This window comes from Streptomyces sp. NPDC001450 (assembly GCF_053597295.1).
The window spans coordinates 16,686-42,506 of sequence record NZ_JBSFHY010000021.1 but is presented as its reverse complement, the minus strand read 5'-3'; the positions used below and the strand labels follow the sequence as shown (position 1 = coordinate 42,506).

At 71.9% G+C, this 25,821-nt stretch carries 24 protein-coding genes and 1 pseudogene; 10 read left to right on the top strand and 15 right to left on the bottom strand.

Features of this window, described 5'->3' with window-relative positions; all coding sequences use genetic code 11:
* Nucleotides 1–12: 12 nt before the first annotated feature.
* From ACWC5O_RS23290 to ACWC5O_RS23280, 3 genes are all read left to right on the top strand, one after another.
* Nucleotides 13–324, top strand: coding sequence for a PadR family transcriptional regulator (locus ACWC5O_RS23290; RefSeq protein WP_450585389.1), 312 nt, complete (start codon nt 13–15; stop codon nt 322–324).
* Nucleotides 321–1,085, top strand: coding sequence for a hypothetical protein (locus ACWC5O_RS23285; protein WP_450585391.1), 765 nt, complete (start codon nt 321–323; stop codon nt 1,083–1,085). The genes ACWC5O_RS23290 and ACWC5O_RS23285 overlap by 4 nt, the downstream gene beginning before the upstream one ends.
* Before the next feature lie 81 nt (nt 1,086–1,166).
* Nucleotides 1,167–1,904 carry a polyprenol monophosphomannose synthase gene (locus ACWC5O_RS23280; protein ID WP_450585393.1) on the top strand — a complete coding sequence of 246 codons (738 nt, stop codon included), beginning with the start codon at nt 1,167–1,169 and terminating at the stop codon, nt 1,902–1,904.
* 10 nt (nt 1,905–1,914) lie between these two features.
* On the opposite strand, the gene ACWC5O_RS23275 is transcribed toward ACWC5O_RS23280, so the two are convergent.
* Both ACWC5O_RS23275 and ACWC5O_RS23270 read right to left on the bottom strand, forming a co-directional pair.
* Entirely contained in the window at nt 1,915–3,351 is a 1,437-nt protein-coding gene (locus ACWC5O_RS23275; RefSeq protein ID WP_450781052.1) for a protein kinase domain-containing protein, read from the bottom strand.
* A gap of 178 nt (nt 3,352–3,529) precedes the next feature.
* The gene (locus tag ACWC5O_RS23270) at nt 3,530–4,069 is read right to left on the bottom strand and encodes a TetR/AcrR family transcriptional regulator (protein ID WP_450585396.1); all 540 of its coding nucleotides are present in this window, start codon (nt 4,067–4,069) and stop codon (nt 3,530–3,532) included.
* Nucleotides 4,070–4,287: 218 nt separating this feature from the next.
* Here ACWC5O_RS23270 and ACWC5O_RS23265 point away from each other — a divergent pair, with 218 nt between their 5' ends.
* Nucleotides 4,288–5,685, top strand: a complete 1,398-nt coding sequence (locus ACWC5O_RS23265; protein WP_450585398.1) for a flavin monoamine oxidase family protein — start codon at nt 4,288–4,290, stop codon at nt 5,683–5,685.
* A gap of 118 nt (nt 5,686–5,803) precedes the next feature.
* Nucleotides 5,804–6,070, top strand: a complete 267-nt coding sequence (locus ACWC5O_RS23260) for a GlsB/YeaQ/YmgE family stress response membrane protein (RefSeq protein ID WP_450585541.1) — start codon at nt 5,804–5,806, stop codon at nt 6,068–6,070.
* Nucleotides 6,071–6,121: 51 nt separating this feature from the next.
* Here the strand turns inward: ACWC5O_RS23260 and ACWC5O_RS23255 are convergent, their stop codons facing one another.
* Nucleotides 6,122–10,201 carry a molybdopterin-dependent oxidoreductase gene (locus ACWC5O_RS23255; protein ID WP_450585543.1) on the bottom strand — a complete coding sequence of 1,360 codons (4,080 nt, stop codon included), beginning with the start codon at nt 10,199–10,201 and terminating at the stop codon, nt 6,122–6,124.
* Nucleotides 10,202–10,531: 330 nt separating this feature from the next.
* Here ACWC5O_RS23255 and ACWC5O_RS23250 point away from each other — a divergent pair, with 330 nt between their 5' ends.
* Nucleotides 10,532–10,930: a cupredoxin domain-containing protein gene (locus ACWC5O_RS23250; protein ID WP_450781050.1), complete on the top strand. Its 399-nt coding sequence runs from the start codon at nt 10,532–10,534 to the stop codon at nt 10,928–10,930.
* 67 nt (nt 10,931–10,997) lie between these two features.
* Here the strand turns inward: ACWC5O_RS23250 and ACWC5O_RS23245 are convergent, their stop codons facing one another.
* Nucleotides 10,998–11,333 carry a hypothetical protein gene (locus ACWC5O_RS23245; protein WP_450585402.1) on the bottom strand — a complete coding sequence of 112 codons (336 nt, stop codon included), beginning with the start codon at nt 11,331–11,333 and terminating at the stop codon, nt 10,998–11,000.
* A gap of 256 nt (nt 11,334–11,589) precedes the next feature.
* Here ACWC5O_RS23245 and ACWC5O_RS23240 point away from each other — a divergent pair, with 256 nt between their 5' ends.
* Nucleotides 11,590–12,096: an FxLYD domain-containing protein gene (locus ACWC5O_RS23240; RefSeq protein ID WP_450585404.1), complete on the top strand. Its 507-nt coding sequence runs from the start codon at nt 11,590–11,592 to the stop codon at nt 12,094–12,096.
* On the opposite strand, the gene ACWC5O_RS23235 is transcribed toward ACWC5O_RS23240, so the two are convergent.
* From ACWC5O_RS23235 to ACWC5O_RS23215, 5 genes are all read right to left on the bottom strand, one after another.
* Nucleotides 12,090–12,764 carry a response regulator gene (locus tag ACWC5O_RS23235; protein WP_450585406.1) on the bottom strand — a complete coding sequence of 225 codons (675 nt, stop codon included), beginning with the start codon at nt 12,762–12,764 and terminating at the stop codon, nt 12,090–12,092. The two genes, ACWC5O_RS23240 and ACWC5O_RS23235, sit on opposite strands and share 7 nt — an antisense overlap.
* The gene (locus tag ACWC5O_RS23230; RefSeq protein WP_450585545.1) at nt 12,761–14,017 is read right to left on the bottom strand and encodes a sensor histidine kinase; all 1,257 of its coding nucleotides are present in this window, start codon (nt 14,015–14,017) and stop codon (nt 12,761–12,763) included. The genes ACWC5O_RS23235 and ACWC5O_RS23230 overlap by 4 nt, the downstream gene beginning before the upstream one ends.
* Before the next feature lie 302 nt (nt 14,018–14,319).
* Nucleotides 14,320–15,162 carry an ABC transporter permease gene (locus tag ACWC5O_RS23225; RefSeq protein ID WP_450585407.1) on the bottom strand — a complete coding sequence of 281 codons (843 nt, stop codon included), beginning with the start codon at nt 15,160–15,162 and terminating at the stop codon, nt 14,320–14,322.
* Complete coding sequence (locus tag ACWC5O_RS23220; protein WP_450585409.1) at nt 15,159–16,106, bottom strand: ATP-binding cassette domain-containing protein; 948 nt, start codon at nt 16,104–16,106, stop codon at nt 15,159–15,161. Before ACWC5O_RS23220 ends, ACWC5O_RS23225 begins: the two co-directional genes overlap by 4 nt.
* Before the next feature lie 164 nt (nt 16,107–16,270).
* Nucleotides 16,271–17,053: an MBL fold metallo-hydrolase gene (locus ACWC5O_RS23215; protein WP_450585411.1), complete on the bottom strand. Its 783-nt coding sequence runs from the start codon at nt 17,051–17,053 to the stop codon at nt 16,271–16,273.
* A gap of 109 nt (nt 17,054–17,162) precedes the next feature.
* On the opposite strand from ACWC5O_RS23215, the gene ACWC5O_RS23210 reads away from it, so the two are divergent.
* On the top strand, nt 17,163–17,783 hold the full coding sequence (locus tag ACWC5O_RS23210; RefSeq protein ID WP_450585412.1) for a CGNR zinc finger domain-containing protein: 621 nt from the start codon (nt 17,163–17,165) through the stop codon (nt 17,781–17,783).
* A gap of 115 nt (nt 17,784–17,898) precedes the next feature.
* Here ACWC5O_RS23210 and ACWC5O_RS23205 read toward each other — a convergent pair.
* Nucleotides 17,899–18,054: pseudogene (locus ACWC5O_RS23205) on the bottom strand (M55 family metallopeptidase); the annotation flags it as partial.
* Between the two features lie 80 nt (nt 18,055–18,134).
* Here ACWC5O_RS23205 and ACWC5O_RS23200 point away from each other — a divergent pair.
* Together ACWC5O_RS23200 and ACWC5O_RS23195 are read left to right on the top strand one after the other, a co-directional pair.
* The gene (locus ACWC5O_RS23200) at nt 18,135–18,416 is read left to right on the top strand and encodes a hypothetical protein (RefSeq protein ID WP_450585414.1); all 282 of its coding nucleotides are present in this window, start codon (nt 18,135–18,137) and stop codon (nt 18,414–18,416) included.
* Nucleotides 18,417–18,518: 102 nt separating this feature from the next.
* Nucleotides 18,519–20,354, top strand: a complete 1,836-nt coding sequence (locus tag ACWC5O_RS23195; protein WP_450585416.1) for a phosphatidylglycerol lysyltransferase domain-containing protein — start codon at nt 18,519–18,521, stop codon at nt 20,352–20,354.
* Here ACWC5O_RS23195 and ACWC5O_RS23190 read toward each other — a convergent pair.
* From ACWC5O_RS23190 to ACWC5O_RS23170, 5 genes are all read right to left on the bottom strand, one after another.
* Nucleotides 20,338–21,606, bottom strand: coding sequence for an ArgE/DapE family deacylase (locus tag ACWC5O_RS23190; RefSeq protein WP_450585418.1), 1,269 nt, complete (start codon nt 21,604–21,606; stop codon nt 20,338–20,340). The genes ACWC5O_RS23195 and ACWC5O_RS23190 overlap by 17 nt on opposite strands.
* A 176-nt stretch (nt 21,607–21,782) precedes the next feature.
* Complete coding sequence (locus ACWC5O_RS23185) at nt 21,783–23,216, bottom strand: ATP-binding protein (protein ID WP_450585420.1); 1,434 nt, start codon at nt 23,214–23,216, stop codon at nt 21,783–21,785.
* Nucleotides 23,216–23,938, bottom strand: a complete 723-nt coding sequence (locus tag ACWC5O_RS23180) for a response regulator transcription factor (RefSeq protein WP_450585547.1) — start codon at nt 23,936–23,938, stop codon at nt 23,216–23,218. The genes ACWC5O_RS23185 and ACWC5O_RS23180 overlap by 1 nt, the downstream gene beginning before the upstream one ends.
* Nucleotides 23,939–24,073: 135 nt before the next feature.
* The gene (locus tag ACWC5O_RS23175) at nt 24,074–24,676 is read right to left on the bottom strand and encodes a CE1759 family FMN reductase (protein ID WP_450585422.1); all 603 of its coding nucleotides are present in this window, start codon (nt 24,674–24,676) and stop codon (nt 24,074–24,076) included.
* Complete coding sequence (locus tag ACWC5O_RS23170) at nt 24,673–25,800, bottom strand: LLM class flavin-dependent oxidoreductase (protein ID WP_450585424.1); 1,128 nt, start codon at nt 25,798–25,800, stop codon at nt 24,673–24,675. The genes ACWC5O_RS23175 and ACWC5O_RS23170 overlap by 4 nt, the downstream gene beginning before the upstream one ends.
* Nucleotides 25,801–25,821 lie beyond the last annotated feature (21 nt).

Here is a 25,821-nt window from a genome sequence, read left to right as displayed (position 1 = left end):
GGAGACAGACCCATGCACAGCAACGACGCCCAGATGCTCGTGCTCACCGTCCTCGCGGACGGCCCACTGCACGGGTACGCCATCAACACCGCGATCGAAGAGCTCACCGACCGCAGACTCGGCCCCGGCAGCCTCTACGGCGCGCTGTCCCGGCTGGAGGGGCGCGGGCTGATCCAGCCCGCGGACGACACGGCCGAACCCCGGGAACGCCACCGCACCATGCGGATCACCGATGCCGGCCGCGACCGGCTGCGCGCCGAACTCGAGCAGATGGCCCGTATCTCCGCCGCCGGCCTGCGTGCACTCGGGATCAACCCGGCATGAGCGCGGCCACGCTCCTGACCCGGCTCTACCCGCCGGCCGTGCGCGAGCGATGGGGTGAGGACATCAGTCACGAGGTGTCCGCATCGGGAATCCGCTCCTGGCCCGACACCCTGGCAGGGGCCGCGCGGCTCTGGTTGCACCCCAGCGACTGGCCCGAGACGTCCACCGGCCAGACCCGCCGCGTGCTGACCGTCGCGCTCTTCGCACTCACCGCGGCCACCGGGCTGCTGCTGCGCTCGGCCGAACCCTCCACCACCCTCACGGCCGACATCCACCACCCCGTCACCAGTCTGTGGCCGGCCCCGCTCCTGCTCGGCATCGGCCTCGCCGCACCGCTCCCACCGCTGAGCGGCGCAGCACTCCGCGGCCTGACCACCGCGGCGGTCCGCACCCTGGCCGCCCCGGCCGCCGCGGTCGTCGCCCTGTGCCTGATGGCATGGGGCGGTATGGCCGAGCACCTCACAGGCTTCGCCGACGCCGCCGCGGTCACCTACTACTGGCTCACGCTCGGATTCGTCTCGCTCCGCCTGTGCATCCTCGTCGCCCGCATCGCCCGGACAGCCGTCCTGCCGACCACACGCCGGCTGTCCATGGCCTTTCTGCACATCGGGACAGGACTGACCCTCGCCGCGAGCCAGAACCTCCTCGCCGTCGTCCGGACCGCTCCTCAACCGGGCTCCCTCACCCAGACCTTGGCGCTCGGTCTCCTGGCCGCCACGACCATCAGCGCCGGCCACGATCTGCGGCGGAAGACGACGTAGGCCCCAACAGAAGTGCGAGGTCGGGCCTACCGTTCCCTGCCCCCTGCCCCCTGCCCCCTGCCCCCTGCCCCAGGAGTTGCCATGGCCGTCGTAGCCCCGAAAGTCGTTGTCGTCGTGCCGACATACGACGAGCGGGACAACCTGCCCGTCCTGGCCGGCCTGCTCGCGGACCTGCCGGTGCCGAACCTGCACCTGCTCGTGGTCGACGACAACTCACCCGACGGCACCGGCGAGGTCGCCGACAAACTCGCCGCCGAGTCACCGGACACCGTCGGCGTGCTGCACCGCACCGCCAAAGACGGACTCGGCCGCGCCTACCTCGCCGGAATGACCCGTGCGCTGGACGAGGGCGCCGACGTCGTGGTCCAGATGGACGCCGATCTCTCGCACCCGGCCTCAGCGATCCCGGCCATGGTCGACACGCTGCTGGCGAAGGACGCCGCCGTCGTACTCGGGTCCCGCTACGTGGCAGGCGGCTCGACCGCCATTGACTGGCCGTGGCACCGCAAGGCCCTGTCCGCCTGGGCCAACCTCTACGTCAACGCGATCCTGCGACTGCACGTGAAGGACGCCACCGCCGGATTCAAGGCGTGGCGGGCCGAGACACTGCGAGCGATCGACCTGCCGTCGATCCGCAGCAACGGGTACTCCTTCCAGGTCGAGATGAACTACCGCACCGTCAAGCAGGGGCTGGACATCCTCGAAGTGCCCATCCGCTTCGAGGAACGCGTGCAAGGGGCATCGAAGATGAGCCTGGGCGTACAGCTCGAATCCGCGCTCACTCCATGGAAGCTGCGCTTCGGCAGCACCACGAGCTGATCGTCTCGGTTCACGTGCTGACCTCCGGGCCTTCCGGCGCTGTCCGCCTGTCCCCGACCCGGCGCCGCACGAGTTCGACGGTCTCCCCCGACACGCTGGCAATGGCCACCAGCGGCAGCAGCAGGTAGAAGAACAAGAGCTTGTGCAGGTCGTCGAGGAAGTACCAGATCGCTGCGGTGGCACTGAACCAGAAGGCGATCAGTGAGCCGACGCCGCGCTCCCGGCTGCGTACCACGCCGCCGAGGCAGCAGGCGGCGACCAGCGCCAGCAAGGCGGCGATGGCGACGTACGAGCTGTCCCAGCCGACGTATGCGCGCCGCAGTTCGGAGTTGACCGCCACGGCCTCGGCCACCGGCCCCCAGCCCACCGCGCACGACAGGCGTGTCGACCACGGCAGCGTCACCACGCCCAACACACCGGCCGCGATGGCGACCCGGCCGAAGTGAGCGGTGTCCACCAGGTGGCCACGTGCGCACAGCACCGAAAGCAGGCATCCGAGCAGAGCCAGAGCGCTGTCGGCGGAAGGGCGCAGTGAGATACGGAACTTGTCCCGGAGAGCGGTTCGGCCGCCGGACCCGGTCGCCGGGGGCCCGGGCGTGGTGGCTTGGACCGTCGGCATGGAGGCCTGCGTCAGGGCGTCGGCGAGGGCTGCGCGCATCTGTCCCGCATGGGCGAACCGTTCCGCCGGGTCCTTGCGCAGTGCGCGCAGGATCACTGCCTCCACCGTCGGCGGTACCTGCGGCTGGAACCGGGAGACCTGCTCGGGTTCGGCGTACAGGTGCTGATGCATGACGGCGAACGGCGAATCGCCACGGAACGGGGTCCGTCCGGTCAGCAGTTCGTGCAGCAGGCACCCCATCGCGTACAGATCGGCCCGGTGGTCGATCTCCGCGCCGCTGATCTGCTCGGGCGAGAGGTAAGCGGGGGTGCCTATGGCCGCGCCGCTGCCGGTGATACGGGTGGCGGCCTCGGTGAACGCTTTGGCAATGCCGAAGTCGAGGACCTTCACGGTGTCGGGTCCGGTGAGCATGATGTTCGAGGGCTTGATGTCCCTGTGCACGATTCCGCGTTCGTGGCTGTGCCGCAGCGCGTCCAGTATCGCGCAGGCCGTGTTGATCGCCTCGGCGACGGGGAGTGGGCCGCCGTCCAGGACCTCGGCGAGGGTGGCGCCTTGCACGTACTCCATGACCAGGTAGGGCCGCGGGCCATCCGGGTGCGGCTCCTCGCCGACGTCGTGGATGGTGGCCACCGCTGGATGGTTCAGCGCGGCGACCGCGTGCGCCTCGCGCCGGAAGCGGGCTCGCGACTGCGGATCGTGGGCCAACTCCGAGGAGAGCAACTTGACTGCGACGGTGCGGCGCAGTTGCCGGTCCACCCCCCGATGGACCGTTCCCATGCCACCCTGCCCGAGCTTCTCGACCAGCTCGTATCGGCCGCTGAGGACCATATCCCGCCCCACTCAATCCTCCCGTGAATCAGAAACCCGGCGCAGCTTACGGCTCGACCTCGACGGACCGATCGTCACTGCTGCAGCCCGGCGGGTCGCGGAGCAGCCGCGGACGGGCGCACTGCCGTGCGCGCGACCGGTCGGCGAGGGCCCGGGACCAGGCGGTCCCGGGTGATGGTCAGGCGGTCGCGCCGTGCAGCAGGATCGCGTTGATGAAGTCCGGGGCCTGGCGGGCGCCCATGTGTCCTTCGAGTGTCAGCTCCCACGCGGTCTCGGCCAGGCCGCAGAACGTCGAGGCCAGCCAGGTGCCCGGCATGTCGCCTCGCAGCAGCCCCGAGTTCTGGCCGCGTTCCATGAGCTTGACGGTCCGGATGAAGATCGCCTTGGCCCGCGTGCTGGCCTCGGGCAGACCCGAGACGTCCGGATCGACGTAGACCAGGTTCCACAGTTGGGCGAACGGCGTGTACTCGGCGACCAGCGCGGCCAGTACCTGCTCCATGGGCGCGGCGTCGGCCTCGGCCTGGGTCAGGACCCGGTCGCAGTCGCCCAGGATCTTCTCGGCCATCGCCTGCACCAGGAGCTTGCGGGTGGGGAACAGGCGGACCAGGGTCGCCCGGCTGATGCCCGCGCGTGCGGCGATGACCTGCATGGACGCCGCCCGGTCCTTGGCGAGAACCGGGATGGCCGAGTCCAGCACCTCTGCCGCGTCGGTACGCATCGTCGCACCAATCTCCAATGCCTCTATTGACACACCGATGTTTCAATTGCATGCTCTGCAGTATCAGCCTCATTGTACTGAGGCGGTCCCCGACGGGATCGGGGACGTCACTTCAGCCTGCGCGGCTTCTTCGCCTACGGGCAGACCGTCGAACGCAACGGAGCGTTCATCGGCATGCCCGCAAGAGCCCGTCCCGGATCGCAGATCGGTTGACAGCCATGACGATGCACCGCCGACGTTTCCTGCAGGGCGCGGGCCTGGGCCTGCCCGGCCTCGCCGCTCTCACCTCCCTGTCCGCCTGCAAGGTCGGCCCGGCCGACACGAACGCGTCGGCCTCGTCCGGCAGTGAAAGGGTGATCGTCGTCGGTGCCGGGATCAGCGGTCTTGCCGCGGCCCGCCAGCTGGCCGACCAGGGGAAGGACGTGGTGGTCCTCGAAGCGCGCGACCGGATCGGCGGCCGCATCTGGACCAGCGAGAAGTGGGCCGGCGTGCCGCTCGACCTCGGTGCCTCATGGATCCACGGCATCAACGACAATCCGATCGCCGCGCTGGCCAGGAAGGCCGGAGCACGGACCGTCGTCACCAACCCCGACAGCTCCACCGACTACCTCGCCGACGGCAGCGAGGTCGACGGTGCTCAGGAGGCGGCGATCGGGAGCTGGCAGAGGAAGATGGGGGACGCACTGGCCTCGTACCAGGACGATGCGGACAAGGACGCGTCGGTGCGCAGCGTGGTGGAGCGTGCGCTGAACTGGTCCTCACTGCCGGACGACGACAAGGCCCTGATCTCCTTCGGGCTGAACGACTACGAGCACGAGTACTCGGGCAGCGTGGACCGGATGTCGGCCCTGTACTTCGACAGCGGAGCGGACATCAAGGGCAAGGACGTGCTGTTCCCGAACGGCTACCACCAGATCACCGCTCTGCTCGCGCGAGGGCTGTCCATCCGGACCGGGCAGGTCGTCAGGCACGTCGACTGGGACTCCAGCGGCGTGACGGTCGGCACCGACAAGGACACGTTCCACGCCGGCCACGTGGTGGTGACGCTGCCGCTGGGCGTACTGCAGAGCGGCGCGGTCAAGTTCGGCCCCGGCCTGCCCGCGACCAAGCGCACCGCGATCGACAAGCTCGGCATGGGGGTGCTCAACAAGTGCTATCTCCGCTTCCCCAAGGTGTTCTGGCCGGACACCGACTGGATGACCTACGTGCCGGAGCTGGACAGATACGGCCAGTGGGAACAGTGGATCAACATCACCCGCCCCACCGGCCAGCCCGTGCTGCTCGGCTTCAACGCCGCCGATTTCGGCCGCACGATCGAAGGCTGGAGCGACACCCGGATCGTCAACAGCGCCATGGCAACGCTGAAAACCATCTTCGGCAGTGACATCCCCGCCCCTGTCGACCACCAGATCACCCGCTGGGCGTCCGACCCCTACGCACGAGGCTCGTACTCGTACAACAAGATCGGCTCCGCACCGGCCATGCGCGACCATCTCGCCGCCGCCGTGGACGACCGTGTGCACTTCGCTGGCGAGGCGACGCACCGCGACTCCTACCAGACCGTCCACGGCGCCTACCTGTCGGGAATCCGCGCCGCCAAGGAAATCACGGACTGAAAGCGTCGGCCCCGGGCGGCGCCCACGTCTTCTACCACCGCGACATATCCACCCTCATACCACCTGACCAAGCACTGCCGGTGCTTGCGTGAACAAGCGAACCAAGGGGAACAACACCGTGGGCATCATCAGCTGGATCATCCTCGGCCTGCTCGCCGGAGCCATCGCCAAGGCGCTGCTGCCCGGCCGCGACCCGGGCGGCCTGATCGGCACCACTCTCATAGGCGTCGCGGGTGCCTTCGTCGGCGGCTGGCTCTCCGCCCGCCTCCTCGACCGCCCGGTGGAGAAGGACTTCTTCGACCTCTACACCTGGGGCGCCGCGATCGCCGGTTCACTGGTGCTGCTCATCGGTTACCGCATCCTGTTCGGCAACTCCCGCGAATGACCCGCTGTTGCGGTACGGCTCGCCGCGCTCCCGGCTCCCGCCCGGCCGTGGTCAGTACACGTCGCGCACGTAACGCTTGTCCGCGGCGAGCTGTTTGACGTACGCCGCCGCCTCCGTCTCGTCCAGGCCGCCGTGGACGGTGGCGATCTCCCGCAGGGCCTGGTCGACGTCCTTGGCCATGCGGGAGGCGTCGCCGCAGACGTAGAAGTGGGCGCCGTCCCGGAGCCAGGACCACAGCAGCGGACCGTGTTCGCGCATCCGGTCCTGGACGTAGACCTTGGCGCGCTGGTCGCGGGAGAAGGCGGTGTCCAGGCGGGTGAGCGTGCCCTCGGCGAGGTGGGCGGCCAGCTCCTCCTCGTAGTAGAAGTCGGTCGCCCGGTGCTGTTCGCCGAAGAACAGCCAGTTCGGGGCGCGGTGGCCGCGGGCCCGGCGTTCCTCCAGGAAGCCGATGAAGGGCGCGACGCCCGTGCCGGGACCGATCATCACCGCCGGTCTGGCGGGGTCGGCGGGCGGGCGGAAGTGCGGCGCCCGCTGGACGCGGACCGGCACCGGGGTGCCGGGCTCGGCGTCGGCGAGGAACGGGGAGCAGACGCCTTGGCGGGGGCGGCCGTGCAGGTTCTCGTAGCGGACGACGGAGACCGTCAGGGACACCAGGTGGGGGTCGGTCAGCGGGCTGGACGATATGGAGTACAGGCGGGGCTGCAGGCGGCCCAGCACGTCGGCCCACTCCTGCGCCCCGGCCCGGACGCCGAACTCGGCGATCACGTCGACGGCCTGGCGGCCCCAGGACCACCGCGCCAACTCGCCCTTGTTGTCCGGGCGCAGCAGCTTGCGCAGCTCGCGGGGGTCTCGGGTCCGGTCGGCGGCGAAGCGCAGCAGGTCGCCGGTGACGCGGCTGATGTCCAGGTGGCGCAGCAGGGCCTCGGCGAAGGGCACCTCTCCGACGCTCCTGACCTGCACGGTCGCGTCCGCGTCCAGGCCGGTGACGGCCAGCCACTCCGTGACGAGGTCCGGCTGGTTCACCGGGTGCACGGCCAGGGCGTCCCCGGCCTCGTAGAGCAGCGGGGTGTCGCTGTCGCGGGTGTCGAAGGTGAAACGCCGGACCTCCTTGCCCGCGCCGGGCAGGCTCAGCAGGCGGTTGCCGGCGAGGCGGGCGGTGGTGGGGGCGGGACGGCTCGGGCGGGGCGCGACCGGCGACGCGGGGCTCACGTCCGGTGCCGGTCGCTCGGGGCTCTGCAACGCGGTGCGTACCTGGTCGAGCCAGGCCTCCGCCTCGGTCTCGTAGTCCGGTTCGCAGTCGGTTCGCGGGGCCAGCCGTACCGCGTCCAGCTCCTCCAGGCGCCGGTCGAGGCGCCGGCCATGGCCGCAGAAGTCGTCGTACGAGGAGTCGCCGAAGGCCAGGACGGCGTAGCGCCGGCCCTTCAGCCGCGGGGCTTCGGGTGAGGCGAGGGCGTCCCAGAAGCCGGCGCCGTTGTCCGGGGCGTCGCCGTCGCCGAAGGTACTCGTGATCAGCAACAGGTCGGCGTCGGACGGCAGCGCTGCGGGATCCGCCTCCTCCATGGGCAGGAGGGCGGCGGGGTGGCCGTCCACGGTGAGCCGCTCGGCCGCGGCGGTCGCGAACTCCTCGGCGTTCCCGGTCTGCGACGCCCAGAGGATCACGACCTGGCGGCGGGGAGCGCCCGCAGACAGGGCGGACGACCCCGGGGAGCCGCCGACGCCGTACGCGGTGGCTGGTGTCACCGCACCGGCGGAGGCCCTGGAGTACATCCCGGCCAGCACGCCGTTCACCCACAGCGCGTGCTCCGGGCTGAACGGGGCGTCCGGCGGCAGCACCGGCACGCCCGGGGCGCCCGACGGGATGCCGGCCAGGAAGCCGGTCAGATACCGGCGTTCGTGTTCGGCCAGGACCGGCGGCGGCGCGGGCTCCAGCCCGAAGGGTGCGGGAACGGACGCGGCGGGAAGAGCAGCGAGCGGCGGGACCGAGACCTCGGTGGGCGCCTGGGCCGTGGCCGCTCCACCCATCAGGGCCGGGGCCCGCACCGTCACCGGTGTGGCCGCCTTGGTCAGCGACACCGCGCACATCTTGAACCCGGGCTGGAACGACAGCGGGTCGACGGCGTCGCTGGTGACCGCGTTGACGCTCAGATACTCCCCGAACAGGTCGTTCCAGTGGAACGGCGCGAAACAGCAGCCCGGCCGCACCCGGTCGGTGACGACCGCGGGCAGCACGGCCCGCCCGCGCCGCGAGGCGACCTCCACCGAATCCCCCTCGGCGAGGCCCAGCTCGGCCGCGTCCTGCGGGTGCACCTCCACGAAGGGACCGGGGTTGAGCTTGTTCAGCTTGGCGACCTTGGCCGTCTTCGTCAGCGTGTGCCACTGGTGCTGGAGACGGCCGGTGTTGAGCACGTACGGGTAGTCGTCGTCGGGCATCTCCGCCGCCGGAATGTGCGGGCGGGCGTGGAACACCGCTCGGCCGCTCGCGGTCGGGAAGCTCGGCGAGCCGTCCTCACCGACGTACCGGACCGGGTTGCGGTCGGGACCGTCGGCGCTCGCCGCCGGCCACTGCACGGGCGTCTCCCGCAGCCGCTCGTAGCTCACACCGCGCAGGTCCCAGCCGGTCGCCGGGTTCCAGGCGCGCTTGATCTCCTCGAAGACCTCCTCCGCGCTGTCGTACGCGAAGCCCTTCTCGTAGCCCATGGCACGGGCCACGGCGGCGATGATCCGCCAGTCCGCCATCGCCTCGCCGGGCGGATCGGCGGCCGGCCGGGCGAGGGTCAGGTTGCGCTCGCTGTTGATCAGGACGCCCTCGGTCTCGGTCCACAGCGCGCCGGGCAGGACGACGTCGGCGTACGCGTTCGTCTCCGTCTCGGCGAACACGTCCTGCGTGACGACGAACTCGGCGGCCTCCAGGCCCTCGATGACCGTCTTGCGGTTCGCGACGGAGGCGACCGGGTTGGTGCAGATGATCCAGCACGCCCTGATGTCCCCGTCGGCCATCTTCCGGAACATCTCGACGGTGCCCTTGCCGACGCCGTCGGCGCGCAGGGCGCCCGGCTCCAGCTCCCACAGCTCCTCGACGAAGGCCCGGTCGGCGTCGGCGAGCACGGAGCGCTGCCCGGGCAGCCCCGGCCCCATGTAGCCCATCTCCCGGCCGCCCATGGCGTTGGGCTGGCCGGTGAGGGAGAAGGGGCCGGAGCCCGGGCGGCAGATCGCGCCGGTGGCGAGGTGCAGGTTGACCAGGGCGTTGGTGTTCCAGGTGCCGTGCGTGGACTGGTTCAGGCCCATCGTCCAGCAGCTCGTCCACTCCCCCGCTTCACCGATCAGCCGGGCGGCCTCGCGGATGTCGTCCTCCGGGATGCCGGTGATCTCCGCGACGGTGGCGGGCGGGTAGTCGGCGAGGAAGGCGGGCATCGCCTCCCAGCCCTCGGTGTGCGCGGCGATGAAGTCGGCGTCGGTGTGGCCGTTCGCGTGCAGCAGGTGCAGCAGCCCGTTGAGCAGCGCGAGGTCCGTGCCCGGCTTGATCTGCAGGAACAGGTCGGCCCTGTCGGCGGTGGCGGTGCGCCGCGGGTCGACGACGATCAGCTTGGCGCCCGCCGACTTCACCCGGTCCATCATGCGCAGGAAGAGGATCGGATGGCAGTCGGCCATGTTGGAGCCGATGACGAAGAAGACGTCGGCCCTGTCGAGGTCCTGGTACGAGCCGGGCGGCCCGTCCGCGCCCAGCGACAGCTTGTAGCCGGTGCCGGCGCTCGCCATGCACAGCCGGGAGTTCGACTCGATCTGGTTGGTCCGGACGAAGCCCTTGGCCAGCTTGTTCGCCAGGTACTGCGCCTCCAGGCTCATCTGTCCGGACACATAGAGGGCGACCGCGTCGGGGCCGTGCTCGTCGACGATCGCGCGCAGGCGGCGGCCGGTCTCGACGACGGCGGCCGCCACGGTCGTGGGCTGCGGCTCCTCGCCGCGGTCCGCCCGGACGAGGGCGGTGCTCAGCCGGCCCGGTGCGGCGAGCATGTCCGCGGTGGTGGCGCCCTTGGTGCACAGCCGGCCGAAGTTCGCCGGGTGCTCCTTGTCCCCGGTGGCCTTCAGGACCGTACGCCGCCCGTCCGGCCCCCTGCCGATGTCGAGGACCATGCCGCAGCCCACTCCGCAGTACGAGCAGACCGTCCGCACCGTCGTCGTGCCCTCACTGCGCGAGCCCGGCGCGGCCACGGGCGCCTCCCTTGCTGTGCTCGGTCCGATCTCACCCCTCGTGACGGTACGAACCGCTCATTACGTCGGTGTCTCTGCACCCGATCACCAGGGGTTAAGCGCACCGCACAGGGCCCGGGAGGCGGGTGTGAGCACGCGGTCCCGCCGCCGAGCCGCAGGTGGCCGCGGCACGAACCATCTGGCCCGCTCGAACGTATCCGTCATAGGGGAAAGGGGATGAGCCACATGGCGATCTCGGCACATACGACCCGTATGGCACTCCGTACGACCGCGGGAGCCTTCTGCGCCGCTCTCGTCCTGGCCGCCTGTTCGAGCGGAGGCGGCGGTCAGGGGAGCAGCTCGGCGAGTTCCGGCACGGCCCAGCCGGGCTCGGGGACCCGGGTGACGGTCACCGAGACGGACTACGCGCTGAAGCTGTCCCGGACGTCGTTCACACCAGGCACCTACACCTTCGTCTCCGACAACGCCGGCAAGGTCACACACGCCCTGTCCATCGACGGCCCCGGTGTGGAGGACGCCCGGTCCAAGGACGTCCCGCCTGGCCACGACGGGACGGTGACGGTGACGCTCAAGAAGGGCACGTACGAGGTGTACTGCCCGATCGACGGTCACAAGCAGCTCGGGATGGACCAGCACATCCAGGTCGGCTGAGACCCCCTGTGTCCGTTGTGTCCGTCGGGCAGCGATCCGTTTCCGCCCGACGGACCGCCGCTGCGCGTCATTCGGGGGCGAAGGAGAAGCTGCGCCACGGGCCGAAGGACGGGACCACCTGGTCCGACGACTGCATGTCCACGTAGATGCTCGACCCGCCCGGCGGCACGGTGCAGTCGGGTGTCGTGTACAGGAGCATGCTGCTCAGCGTGTAGTTCTTGACGTGGGTCACACCCTCGCTGAAACGGTGGCACCCGTGGATCGGCGGGTTCGTGAAGGTCTCCACATATCGGGCACCGGTGTGTGCCACAACCGTGCCGGACGCCTGATCCTGGCAGGCGGTCAGCGCGATGCCGAGCGACGCGACACCGATGAGTGCGGCCAGCGACCGTGAAGCACGCATGGAGCCTCCTGTACCGGGGAGCCGTCGGGACGTCGTTCCCCGGGCACCACTATCCGTCCGTACTCCGATCGGCGCCCCCGGCACGTACGGCCACTGCTGCATTCGGGTGAATTTTTCGACGGAAGCGAAGGACGCGAAGGGCACGACGGTCCGGCGGACGGCACCCGGACACCTCACCCGGCGTGCAGGGCACGGCGACCGCCCCTTCACTGAGGTGAGAGGAACGGACCGTTCGGGAGTCAGTGGAGGCGCGGGTATGGCAGTGCGAAAGACATGGACGAGGGGCACGGCGGGCGCGGTGGTGGCCCTGGTCGTCGCCGGCACGGCGGCCGGGTGTTCCGGCAGCAACTCCGGAAACACGTCCGGCGCCGCCAGCAAGGCGGCTTCGGCGGCATCCTCCGCCGCCGCCTCTCTCGCCTCCCAGGCGGGCGAGGCACTGGCCTCGGCCTCGGCGGAGGCCAGGAACAAGCTGAACGAAGTGAAGAACGGGGTGAAGGCCAAGGACGACGTGACGCTCGGCGCGCCGGCCCCCGGCAGCGACGGCAAGGCCACGGTCAAGGTGACCGCCAAGAACACCGCCGACTCCGCCAAGTCCTTCGCCGTCCAGGTCAACTTCACGGACAAGAGCGGCAATCTGCTGGACGTGACCGTGGTGACGGTCAAGGACGTGGGCGCAGGCGCCTCCGGCGAGGCCACGGCCACCAGCAACCGCAAGCTGAGCGGCGAGGTCCACGCGGCGGTCGGCTCGGCGCTGCGCTACTGACCGCCGCTGTTGGGCCGGGCGAGCCCGCGGTCGTACGCGAAGATCACCGCCTGCACGCGGTCCCGCGCGCCGATCTTGGCGAGGACCCGGCCCACGTGGGTCTTGACCGTGGACTCGGACAGGACGAAGCGGGCGGCGATCTCGCCGTTGGTCCAGCCCCTGCCGATGGCGACGAGGATCTCGCGTTCACGCTCGGTGAGGGAGTTCAGGCGCGCGTCCTCGGCCGGGTCACCGGCGGGCCGCGGGAGGAGCTGGGCGAACTCGTCCAGCAGGCGCCGGGTGAGCGCGGGCGCGATCACGGCGTCCCCGACGGCGACCGCGCGGATGCCGGCCAGGAGTTCCTCGGGCCGCGCGTCCTTGAGGAGGAAGCCGCTGGCTCCGGCGCGCAGGGCCGCGTGGACGTACTCGTCCAGGTCGAAGGTGGTCAGGACGAGGACCCGGGAGCGGCCGCCGGACCCGGTGATACGGCGGGTGGCCTCGATGCCGTCCATGCCGGGCATCCGTACGTCCATCAGGACGACGTCGGGGCGCAGTTCGGCGGCCCTGCGGACGGCCTCGGCACCGTGCGCGGCCTCACCGACCACCTCGGTCTCGGGGACGGACTCCAGCAGGATGCGGAAGCCGTAGCGCTGGAGCGGCTGGTCGTCGACGATCAGTACGGTGGTCACGCGGCACCGTCCGCGGAGGCCAGGTCCAGGGAGACCGCCACGCGCCAGCCACCGCCCGCCGCCGGGCCCGCGCTGACCGTTCCGCCGTAGAGTGCCGCTCGTTCCCGCATGCCCACCAGGCCGTGTCCTTCCTCGTGCGGCGGTCCGGGCCGGGCGGCCGGGCCGGTGTCCTGGACCCGGATGGTCAGCCGGGCGTCCTCGACCGCGATCGACAGGTGGGCCCGGGTGCCGGCGCCCCCGTGCTTGAGGGTGTTCGTCAGGGCTTCCTGGGCGATCCGGTAGGCCGTCAGCTGCACCCCGTCGTCCAGCGCGTCGACGTCTCCGGCGGACCGGTAGACGACGTCCAGGCCCGCGGCGCGCACGCCCTCGCACAGCGCGCCGATGTCCGCGATGCCGGGCTGCGGGCTGAGTTCGGGCGCGCCCTGCGGACCCTGCGCCGCCTCGCGCAGGACGCCGAGGACGCGCCGGAGTTCGCCGAGCGCCTGGCGGCCGGTGTCGCCGATGAGCTGCAGGGCCTCCTTGCCGCGTTCGGGAGCGGTGTCGGTGGCGTAGGCACCGGCGTCGGCGAGCGTGATGATGACGGACAGGTTGTGGCCGACGATGTCGTGCATCTCGCGGGCCACCCGGGCCCGTTCGGTGGCAACGGCCAGCCTGCTGCGCTGGTCGCGCTCGATCTCCAGGCGGGCCGCCCGGTCCCGCAGCCCGGCGAGCTGGGCCCGGCGGATGCGCACCACCAGGCCGAGCGCGAGGGCCGCGGTCGCCGTGCTCAGCAGGAAGAACAGCGCGTCCCAGACGGACACGGCCCGCGACACACGCACCGCGACCAGCGCCATGCCGGCCGCCATGGCCCCGCAGGCCCAGGGCAGCTGCCGCAGCCGCCCGTGCAGGGCCAGGCTGTACAGCGCTATGAAGAGGGCCACGTCCGCGCGCAGCGCCACATCGAGGGACCACTGCAGGACGAAGACGGCCCAGACGGCACCGAAGGCGACCAGGGGCCGGCGCCGCCGCCACAGCAGCGGCAGCACCAGACCGGCCTGCAGGGCGAGCATGGCCGCCACGGGCAGCCGGGTGAAGGACAGCCGGATGTGGCGCGGTCCGTCGGCGTCCCCGGCGCCCGTGTGCACCAGGTCGGGCAGGCAGAACATCAGGAAGACCAGCACCACCACCGTGGTGTCCAGCACCCACGGCCGGGCCCGGTCGGCCTGCCGGAGCCGCTGGCCCACCCGGCCGAGCCGGGCGACCAGCGGCCCCATCCCGCTGATGTCGTAAGCGGTCACGGCTGTCACGACGGTCACCAGCCCATGGTGCACACGGTCGGACGCCGCGGCGTCATGCCCCACGCCGCCGGACGCCGAAGCGTCATGCCCCACGCCGCCGGACGCCGAAGCGTCATGCCCCACGCCGCCGGACGCCGCCGCGCCATCCCGTACGCGGTCGGACGCCGCCACGCCAGCCCCCACACCGCCGGACGCCGAAGGGTCATGCCCCACACCGCCGGACGCCGCCACGCCAGCCCCCACACCGTCGGACTCCGCCGTGTCCATCGCGTCCACGCTCAGGCGTCGCCGCGCACCAGCCGGTACGCCGCCCCCGCCAGCGCCAGTGCCGTCCAGCCGAGGAGGACCAGCAGGCCGGCCAGGGGCGACAGGGTGGTGGAGTCCTGGGTCACGGCGAACATCGCCTGGCCGGCGTGGCTAGGCAGGTAGGGGCTGATGCCGTCCTGCCAGGAGCTGGGCAGGAGCGAGGTCAGTCCGGGGATGAGCATCAGGCCGGCGACCAGTACCGAGATGCCGCCGGCCACCGACCGCAGCAGCGCGCCGAGGGCGGTGCCGATGACACCGACCAGGCCGAGGTAGAGCCCGGCGCCCAGCAGGCTGCGTACGACCCCCGCGTGGGTCAGGTCCATCGCGGCGGGTGTGCCGGAGACGATGCCGCTGCCGAGCAGGAAGGCGACGAACGCGCCGAGGGTGCCGACCACCAGCGCGACCAGCCCGAACACGGCCGCCTTGGACCACAGGACGGGCAGCCGGCGCGGTACGGCCGCCAGGGTCGAGCGGATCAGGCCGGTGGAGTACTCCCCCGCCATGACCAGCACGCCGAGCACGCCGAGGGCCAGTTGGGCGAAGTTGGTGCCGAAGAGGCACAGGCTCACGGCCGTCGCGCGGGCGAAGTCGGGGGCCATGCGGGGGGTGCCGACCATCGACCTGTAGCGGGCCGCGGCGATGAGCCCGAAGACGACGAGGAAGAGCAGGCCGAGGCCCAGGGTGATCCAGGTCGAGCGCAGCGACCAGAGTTTGGCCCACTCCGAGGACAGCACGCGCCGTCCGGTCACGCGGTAGGCGGGGCGGGCGGCGGGCGCGGTGCGGGGTTCCTCGGCGGTGGCGGTGAGGGTGCTCATGCCGTCCTCCCGGCGGTCTCGGGGTGCTCGGTGCCGGTCGTGGAGCCGTGGTACTCCACGGCGTCCCGGGTCAGGTCCATGAACGCCTCCTCCAGGGAGACGGATCGCGCGGTCAGTTCGAACAGCGGGATGCCGTGTGCGGCGGCCTTCAGCCCGATCTCACGGGCGGTCAGACCGGTGACCTGCAGTTCCTCGGAGCCGACACGGCCGGTGATGTCGACGCCCGGCCCGGCCAGCACGTCCCGCAGCCGCGCCGGGTCCTCGGTCGCGACCCGCACCGTGTCGCCGCCCGCCTCGCGGACCAGGTCGCTCACGGTGGTGTCGGCCAGCAGGCGGCCCCGGCCCACGACGATCAGGTGGTCCGCCACCAGTGCCACCTCGCTCATCAGGTGGGAGGAGACGAACACGGTCCGGCCCTCGGCCGCGAGCGAGGTCAGCAGGGTGCGGATCCAGCGCACGCCCTCCGGGTCGAGGCCGTTGACCGGCTCGTCCAGCATCACCGTCTGCGGATCGCCGAGCAGCGCCGCCGCGATGCCGAGCCGCTGGCCCATGCCGAGGGAGAAGGCACCGGCCCGCTTGCGGGCCACGCTGCCGAGGCCGGCCAGCTCGATGACCTCGTCGACCCGGCGGCGCGGGATGCCGTGGGTCAGGGCGAGCGCCCTGAGGTGCTGGTGGGCCGTGCGGCCCGGGTGGACGGACTTCGCCTCCAGGAGCGCCCCGACCTCCTGCAGCGGTGCCCGGTGGTGGGCGTAGCGGTGGCCGTTCACGGTGACGGTGCCGCTCGTCGGGGCGTCGAGCCCGACGATCATCCGCATGGTGGTGGACTTCCCCGCGCCGTTGGGCCCCAGGAAGCCGGTCACGGTGCCCGGCTTCACGACGAAGTCCAGCCCGTCGACAGCCGTCTTCTCCCCGTACCTCTTGGTCAGTTGCCGTGCGTCGATCATGCGCGTCGCTCTCTCTCGGACTCGGGCGCCCGTCGCGTCTGACGCCTCACCCGCAACGCTAAAGTCCGAATCGCCCCAATTCCGTGGTACCGGGGGCTGAACGGGGTCCGTCCGGGTGGTACCGCGGTACTACGGCACTACCGCACTACGGTGCCGCCGGCCGGTCAGTCCAGCTGCAGCCGGTCCACCAGCCCCGCCTCGCCGAACGCGGCCACCACGTCCTCCCTGGTCTCGGTGAAGTGGGCCCAGCTGTCGCAGTGGGCCGGGACCACGCGGCGGGCGTCGAGGAGGCGGGCGGCGATCGCGGCTCCGGCACCGTCGAGGACGAGGAGGGCGTCGTCGAGCACGGGCAGGCGGGGCGCGCCGGCGAAGAGCACGGCGGTGTCGACGGGGCCGTACCGGTCGGCGATCTCCTGGACCAGTTCGAGCGAGGCGTTGTCCCCGCTGACGTAGACGGTGGGCAGGTCGACGGAGGTCAGGACGAAGCCGGTGACCTCGCCCACGATCGGCTCGGAGCCCTTGGGGCCGTGCAGGCCGGGCGCGGCGGTGACGGTGACGGTGCCGCCGTCGGGGCGGGGCAGTTCGACGGACTCCCAGGGGACGAGGGCGCGGGCGGTGCCGCCGAGGCGGTCGGCGGCGCTCGGCGTGGTGAGAGTGCGGGGCACCTCGGCGAGCAGGGCGCGGCCGGAGTGGTCGAGGTTGTCGGCGTGCTGGTCGTGGGAGAGCAGGACGACGTCCACGGGGCCGAGTTCGGCCGCGGTGAGGCGGGGCGGCGCGGTCTTGGTCAGGATCCGGCCGCTGGGCGCGGGGTAGTCGCCGGGGGCGTCGAAGGTGGGGTCGGTGAGGAGGCGGAGGCCGCCGTACTCGATGAGGACGGTCGGGCCGCCGAGGACGCGGACGGGCACCTGCTCGCTCGTGGGGTCGGAGTTCGGGCCGGCAGCAGCCATGGGGGCACCTCGCGGAGGGGTCGTCTGAGGGACAGGTATCTCACGGATAGAGGATTTCTATCCGTGATGAAACGCTAGCCGCTTCTCACGGATGGATGCAAGCCGTACCATGAGACTCATGAAGGGAACCGTGACCGACGAGCCGACCGTGGACCCCGCGCCGGGCGCGGAGCAGTACGCCGCCCTCGACCTCGCCAACAGCGCCGTCGCGCTGCCCGGCGGCCAGTTCGTCGACCTGCTCGGTACGCCCGCGGCGGCCAACCGGTGGCTCGTCGAGCACGACCTGGCTCCGGCCGACGCGGACCTCCGGGAGACCTGCGCGGCCCAGCTGCGCTCCCTGCGCGAACAGATCCGCTCCCTGCTCGCCTCCCGGGTCGACGGGCACGCCGCCCCCGCCGGCGCGCTGAACGCCCTCAACGACGCGCTCACTCGCGCCCCCGCGACCGCCCTGCTGCACTGGCACCCCGAGCGCGGCCTGTACCGGGCGGCCTCCCACCCCACGACCCAGATCGTCGAGCACGCCCTGGCAGCCCTCGCCGCCGACGCCGCCGAACTGCTCACCGGCCCCGACGCCGACCGTCTCACCGCCTGCGGTTCCAGCCCGTGCAACCGCTACCTCCTCCGGCACGGCCGCCGTCACTGGTGCTCCACCCGCTGCGGCGACCGCGCCCGCGCGGCCCGCGCCTACGCCCGCCGCACCGCGCCCGCGCAGCCGGACCGAACCGGCTGACGCATGCCCACTGCACGGCTGCCAGGGGGTTCGCCCTCCTCACCAGCGCCGAGTGGCTTCACACGAACGGTGACGACCAAGGCGCCCCACACCGTCATCTCCGCGCACGCGGCGTCGTCGCGCCCGCCGCCAGCGCGCCGCACACCGCGGCGTTCACGACCTCGGCCATCATGGAGCGGCCCCGCTCGTAGTCCCGGCCGCCGGGCTGGGCGTCGTCGGCGCCGACGAGCCCGGTGACGCCCTCCATGTCCACGCTCAGGTACATCCGCACGCCTCCGACCCCAACCGACCCTACGTAATGTAGGTTCCCAACCGCCATCGGCCACACGTCTGTTCACCGGGGGAAACACCATGCAGGACACGGAAGCGGAACCGAGCCCAGTGGAGGAGGTCTGCGTGCGCGCGCTCGCCCCGACGCTGGCCCTGCTGTTCGTCAGCCTCTTCGTCGCCGCCGTCGGCGTGTACGAGCTGTGCGGCTTCGGGCTGCACAGCCTCGACCGGCGCCCGCACCTGTTCAGCGACGGCCTGGCGACCGGCGGGGTGATCGTGGCCGCGGTGGCGGCCGGGGCGGCGGCGGGCAATCTGGCGTGGACGCTTGCGGCGGCCCGGCGGGGCGGCCAGGGTCCGGGATGAGATCCTGTGAACCAGGTATGTGTACACCTGTACACATATTCGCTACCCTACGAGCTGTAGGGTCAGCGTTGCCCCGTCCTCCTCCCCAAGGTGCCCGCCACCATGCCCGCACAACAGTCGAGCCTGACCACCCCACAGGTCCCCGCTCAGCGCAACCGCCGCACCCGCCTGCCCTTCCCGTCCACCGGCGACGGCCGGCTGCGGAAGCGGGCGGCGACGGCCACCGTCTGGTACCTGCGGCTGCAGGTGGTGCTCAACATCGCGGCGGTCGTCTCGCTGCCGTTCCGCGAGGAGGTGCACGAGCACAACGGAGGCGCGTTCTTCACGCCCTACCTGGCCACCGCCGGCCTGGGCTCGGCGGCCCTCGCCCTCTTCCTCGCGATCGTGATGCGCCGCCGTAAACGAGCGGCCTGGGTCTTCAACCTCCTCCTCGCCGGCCCGCTCTTCTCCCTCTACGTCCTCGCCCTCACCCGCGACCCCTACCGCGAGCACCTCTTCAACTGGCTCTCCGCCGCCCTGACCGGCCTGTTCGTGGCCGCGCTGCTGCTCGGCCGGCGCGAGTTCGACGCCATCGGCGACCGCTCCAACCCGCGCCTGGCGCTCGCCGTCGGCACCGGCGGCACGCTGCTCAGCGCCGCCCTCGGCACCCTGCTCGTGCACGCGACCAACAAACTGCCCGGGGCCACCCTCAAGGACGAGATCGCCTACACCCTGCTGCGCGGCATCAGCGTCGGCCCGCTCGCCGACCACGTCGCCGCCGTCGACGCGCCGCGCTGGACGGACGTGATCGTCAACGTCCTGATCGCGGCGACCTTCCTCCTGGTCCTCTACGCCTGCTTCCGCGCCCCGCGCGGCGAGTGCCTGCTGGCGGAGGAAGACGAGCGGAAGCTGCGTGCGCTGCTGGACCGGCACGGCGAACGCGACTCCCTCGGCTACTTCTCCCTGCGCCGCGACAAGGCCGTCATCTTCTCCCCCAGCGGCAAGGCGGCCGTCACCTACCGCGTCGTCGGCGGCGTCAGCCTGGCCTCCGGCGACCCCATCGGCGACCCCGAGGCCTGGCCCGGCGCCATCGACGCCTGGCTGGCCGAGGCGCGCCGCCACGCCTGGACCCCGGCCGTCATGGGCGCGAGCGAGGAGGCGGGCACCATCTACGCCCGCCACGGCCTGGACGCCCTCGAACTGGGCGACGAGGCGATCGTCGACCTGGCCGACTTCACCCTCGAAGGCCGGGCCATGCGCGTGGTCCGCCAGGCCCACAACCGCGTCCGCCGGGCCGGCTACACGGTCCGCATCCGCCGCCACGAGGAGATCCCCGACGAGGAGATGGCCCTGCTCGTCGACCGCGCCGACCACTGGCGCGACGGCGCCACCGAACGCGGCTTCTCCATGGCCCTGGGCCGCCTCGGCGACCCCGGCGACGGCCGCTGCGTCATGCTGGAGTGCCTGGACAGCCGCGCCGGGGAAGGGGCCGACGTGCCCCGGGCCCTGCTCAGCTTCGTCCCCTGGGGCGAGGCCGGTCTCTCCCTCGACCTGATGCGCCGCGACCGCGACTGCGAGAACGGCCTGATGGAGTACATGGTCGTGGAACTCCTGCTGCGGGCCGAGGAGTTGGGTGTCCGCCGGGTGTCCCTGAACTTCGCGATGTTCCGCTCCGTCTTCGAACGCGGCTCCCGGCTGGGCGCCGGGCCCGTGCTCCGCCTCTGGCGCTCGGTCCTCACCTTCTTCTCCCGCTGGTGGCAGATCGAGTCCCTGTACCGCGCGAACGCCAAGTACCGCCCGGTCTGGGAACCCCGCTTCCTCCTCTTCGCGAAGAGCAGCGACATCCCCCGCATCGGCCTGGCCAGCGCCCGGGCGGAGGGCTTCCTCGCCCCACCCACCCTGCCCGCTTTCACCCGCCGCAGGCAGCCCGGCTGCCCGGACCTCACTTCACCCCGGTAGTCCGCAGCACGGTGAGCGCGAGGGTCCGGGCCACCTCCACCACCGCACGGAGGGACACGGACTCCCGAGGGCTGTGCGCGACCTGGATGTCCCCGGGCCCGTACTGCAGCGTCGGAATCCCGGCCCCCGCGTACAGCCGCAGGTCGCTCCCGTACGGCGCCCCGCGCTCCCGGGGCCGGGTGGCCCAGCCGTTGGCGTCGGCGCAGGCGTCACGCACCTCGTCCCGCAGCGGATGCCCCTCCGGAAGCCACCCGCTCGCGAACTGCCCGCCCGGCCAGCTCACCGTCGCCGGATGCTCCCGCAACCAGGGATGACCGGCGCAGGCCTCGGCCACACACCGCTCGAACTCCGCCCGCGCGTCGCCCGGCTCCTCCCCCAGCCGCACCCCGAGCCGCCCCTCCGCGACCAGCAGATCGGGCACACTGCTCGCCCAGTCCCCGGAGCGCAGGGTCCCGACGGAAAGGGCGTACGGAATCGGATACTCGGCCATCAGCGGCGAGGGCCCGGCGTTGCGGGCGGTCTCCAGCCGGGCCAGCGCCTCATGGAGCGGCACATAGGCGTCGATCGCACTGGCCCCGGCGTCCCGCGAACTGGCGTGGGCGGCCTGGCCGGGCACGGAGAGCCGGAAGGTCAGGGCCCCGGCGCTGGCGGTGATGAGGGTCCCGCCGGTGGGCTCGGCGATGACGCAGGCATCGCCGCCGTACCCCCGCTTCAGGGTCCCGAAGGCACCGATCCCCCCATCCTCCTCACCGACGACGAAGTGCACGGCAACACGCCCCCGCAGCCGCACCCCCGCAGTTCGTACGGCGGCCAGCGCAGCGAGATGAGCGACAACCCCCGCCTTCATGTCACAGGCCCCGCGCCCGTGCACGACGTCTCCGGTCACCCTCGGCACGAACGGATCCCCGTCCCAGGCGGCAAGGTCCCCGGGCGGTACGACATCCACATGCCCCTGCAGGACCAGCGTCGGCCCGTCGCCGCCGCCCTCGCTGACCCCCACCAGACCCCACGCCTCCTCGCGCGGCACCTCCATGCCGGGAAACGCCGGGTCGGCCAGCAGCGCGGGCAGATCCATGGGCCACAGATCGACCTCGAGCCCGAGCCGCTCCAGCCACCCCGCCAGCCGATGCTGGATCTCCGACTCGGCGGCGCTCCCGGTCACACTCGGAATCGCGATCAACTCCAGCAGCATCCGCCCGACGGCCGCCTCGTCGACACACGCGAGGACGGCAGCCTCCTGATCACTGAGCACGGCGGCTCCCCTCCCGAGGTCCACTCCCGCTCCGATCATGACTCCCACGAGCCACGGGGAACAGCCCTCGTCCACAGAGCAAGCCACTGACGCCGATCAGGCCCCACCGCCCCCACCCGCACCCGCACCCGCACCCGCACCCGCACCCGCCGAAGGCGAAGCCGAGGCGTCCCGCCTCAGCTCCCCCCGCTCCCCACGATCCCCCCACTCACCGTGAACCCGATAACCGCCCCGCCCCCTTCCCGCCGGAAGGCGAACGGCGCGCCGCCATGTGCCATGGCGACCTCGCGGACGATGGACAGCCCGAGCCCCGACCCCGGCAGGGACCGCGCGTCGGCGGCCCGGTAGAAGCGGTCGAAGATCCGGATCAGGTCGCCCTCGGCGATGCCGGGCCCCCGGTCGAGGACCTCGACCCGGACGGTCCCGAGCCGCGCGGGCCCGGTGATGTTGATCTCGATGGGCGCCTTGCCGCCACGGTCGAACTTCGCCGCGTTCTCGACCAGGTTGGACAGGGCCCGCTGCAGCATCCCGGGCCGCCCGTCCGTACGCGTGTCACCGCTGGCGCGCAGCACGATCTCCCGGCCGGTACGCCGCTTGGCCAGCCCCATCACGTCCTCGGCGATGTCGGCGAGGTCCACCCGCTGCGGCGGCTCGGCGTCGGACTGCCCGGCCGCGAGATCGACCAGCTCGTTGACCAGGTCGGTCAGCTCGCGGGCCTCCTGGGTGAGGTCGGCGACGAGTTCCTCCCGGGTCGCCGGGGGAAGCTCGTCGATCCTGCGCAGCAGCGAGATGTTCGTACGCAGCGAGGTCAGCGGTGTCCGCAGCTCGTGCCCGGCGTCCTGGACCAGCCTGCGCTGGTCCTCCTCCGACTGGGCGAGCCGGCCGAGCATCCGGTCGAAGGCGCGGCCGAGCCGGCCCACCTCGTCCAGGCCCGCGACGGGCACCTCGATGCCCAGCTGGCGGGTGCGGGCCACGTCCTCGGCGGCGGAGGTGAGGACCACCAGGCGCCGGGTGATCCGGCGGGCCAGCCACCAGCCGAAGAGCCCCGCGGCGACCACGACCGCCGCCATCAGGATCAGCGTCCGCTGCTGCAGCGCCCGCAGCAGATCCTCGGTGTCGCTGAACTCCTGCGCGACCTGCACCGCGCCCTTCCCGTCGCCGAGGGAGACGGTGGCGATGCGGAACAGGTCCTCGCCGACCCGGACGTCCTTGTACTGGACCACCCGGCCGGCCGCCTGCGCGATGGCCACGTCCTTGTCCCGGGCGGTGACGGGCAGCACCGGACTGCCGTGGTCGACGATCTGCCCCTGCGCGCCGAGCACCTGGACGTCGGTCCGGGCCGGCCGGACCAGATCGTGGCCGGGGCGGGAGGAGGAGAAGTCCTCGGGGACCATCTCGTGCTGCCGCACCTCGTCCTGCACGTCCTGGACGACCTGTGTGAACACCGACTGCTGGTCGACCCGGACCAGGCGCGCCGCGGAGCCGTAGGACAGGATGCCGACGAGGATGGTCACGGCCGCGGTGACGGCCGCGAAGGACACCGCGAAGGTGGTGCGCAGGGACACGAGCTTGGGACGGGGCCCGGCCGGCAGCCGCCAGCGGTGGCTCACTAGTCCTCCCGCAGCACGTAACCCACGCCCCGGACGGTGTGGATCAGCTGGGGAGCGCCGGGCTCGTCCAGCTTGCGGCGCAGGTAGCCGACGTAGACGGCGAGATTCTTCGAGCCGGGACCGAAGTCGTAGCCCCAGATGCGGTCGTAGATCGTGGAGTGGTCGAGGACGATGCCCGCGTTGCGGACCAGCAGCTCCAGCAGCTCGAACTCGGTGCGGGTCAGCTCCAGCTCACGCCCTCCGCGCCAGGCCCGGCGGGCCTGGAGGTCCATCCGGATCCCGGCGGCCTCCACCTGCCGGTCGGAGACCTGTGCCTCCCGCCCGCCGTCACCGCCGGGACCCGCGCCGCCACCGCCCGCGGGCACCGGGCTGGTACGGCGCAGCAGGGCCCGCAGCCGTGCGAAGACCTCTTCCACGTCGAACGGCTTGACGACGTAGTCGTCGGCGCCGGCGTCCAGGCCCGCGATGCGGTCGGCGGTCTCCACCAGGGCGGTGAGCATGAGGATCGGGGTGCGGTCGCCCTCGGCCCGCAGCACCCGGCAGACCTGGAGCCCGTCGATGCCCGGCATCATCACGTCGAGCAGGAGGACGTCCGGCGGGGTCTTGTGGGCCTGCGCCAGCGCTTCCACGCCGTCGGCCACCGCCGTCACCTCGTACCCCTCCAGGGTCAGGGCACGCTCCAGGGCATGACGGATGGCACGGTCGTCTTCGGCGAGCAGCACAGTCTGGGGCACATCCCCAGTCTGCCAAGGCCTCCGGCGGTTCGGCCGGGACGAGCGGGTCTACGATCACCCTTTTTACCCGCCTCTCACCGTCACAGGAGCAACCCGGAGCGGAGGCCCACCGTCTTTTCACCGTCACGCGCCGAGCCGGGCCAGCCGCTCCTCGAACGGCACGACCGCGAGGTCGTCCGCGGCCGCGCGGTCGTCCTCGGCCGGCCGGGCCGCCGACAGCCCCTGCATCAGGGCCGCCAGCTCCGCCGCCGCCCGCTCGGTCCGCTCGGGCAGGCCCTCCGCACCCCAGTCCTCCGAGGCTGCGTACACGGCGGTGGGTACGGCCACGGCCCGGAGGTAGGCGAACAGCGGCCGGAGCGCGTGCTCCAGCACCAGGGAGTGGCGGGCCGTACCGCCGGTCGCCGCGATCAGCACCGGCTTGCCCACCAGGGCATCCTTGTCCAGCACGTCGAAGAACGACTTGAACAGCCCGCTGTACGACGCGCTGAACACGGGCGTGACCACGATCAGCCCGTCCGCCTCGGTCACCGCGTCCAGCGCGGCGGCCAGGGCGCGGCCGGGAAACCCGTTGGTGAAGTTGTGCGCGATCTCGACCGCGAGGTCGCGCAGCTCGATCACCTGGATGTCCGCGGCCGTGTGACGGTCCACGGCGGCGGCCAGCCGGTCGCCCAGCAGCCGGGTGGAGGACGGGACGCTCAGCCCCGCCGAGACGACGACGAGCTTCATTCGGCGGTCACTCCTTCGGAGTCGGATGAAGCAGAGGAGTCGGAGGAGGAGTCAGCAGCGGCGGCGAGCAGGGAAGCGTGCGTGGGGGCCTCCGGCACGTTTGCCGGGCGCCCGTTCGCGAACTCCTTGCGCAGCACCGGTACGACCTCCTCGCCCAGCATGTCGAGCTGCTCGAGCACCGTCTTCAGCGGCAGCCCCGCGTGGTCCATCAGGAAGAGCTGACGCTGGTAGTCGCCCGCGTACTCACGGAAGCCCAGCGTCTTCTCGATCACCTGCTGCGGCGAGCCGACCGTCAGCGGGGTCTGGTCCGTGAAGTCCTCCAGCGAGGGCCCGTGCCCGTACACCGGCGCGTTGTCGAAGTACGGACGGAACTCGCGCACGGCGTCCTGGGAGTTCTTGCGCATGAACACCTGACCGCCCAGCCCGACGATCGCCTGCTCCGGGGTGCCGTGCCCGTAGTGCGCGAACCGCTTCCGGTAGAACTCGACCATCCGCTTGGTGTGGTCGGCGGGCCAGAAGATGTTGTTGTGGAAGAAGCCGTCGCCGTAGTACGCGGCCTGCTCGGCGATCTCCGGGGAGCGGATCGAGCCGTGCCAGACGAACGGCGGCACGTCGTCCAGCGGCCGCGGCGTGGACGTGAAGCCCTGCAGCGGCGTGCGGAACTTGCCCTCCCAGTCGACGACGTCCTCGCGCCAGAGCCGGCGCAGCAGCGCGTAGTTCTCGATGGCGAGGTTGATGCCCTCACGGATGTCCTGGCCGAACCAGGGGTACACCGGCCCGGTGTTGCCGCGGCCCATCATCAGGTCGACCCGCCCGTCGGCCAGGTGCTGGAGCATCGCGTAGTCCTCCGCGATCTTCACCGGGTCGTTGGTGGTGATCAGCGTGGTGGAGGTGGAGAGGATCAGCCGCTCCGTCCGCGCAGCTATGTAGCCGAGCATCGTCGTCGGCGAGGACGGCACGAAGGGCGGGTTGTGGTGCTCGCCGGTGGCGAAGACATCCAGGCCGACCTCCTCGGCCTTGAGCGCGATGGCGACCATGGCCTTGATCCGCTCGCGCTCGGTCGGCGTACGCCCCGTGGTGGGGTCCGGCGTGACGTCGCCGACCGTGAAGATCCCGAACTGCATGGTCGCTCACCCTCCAGGTTG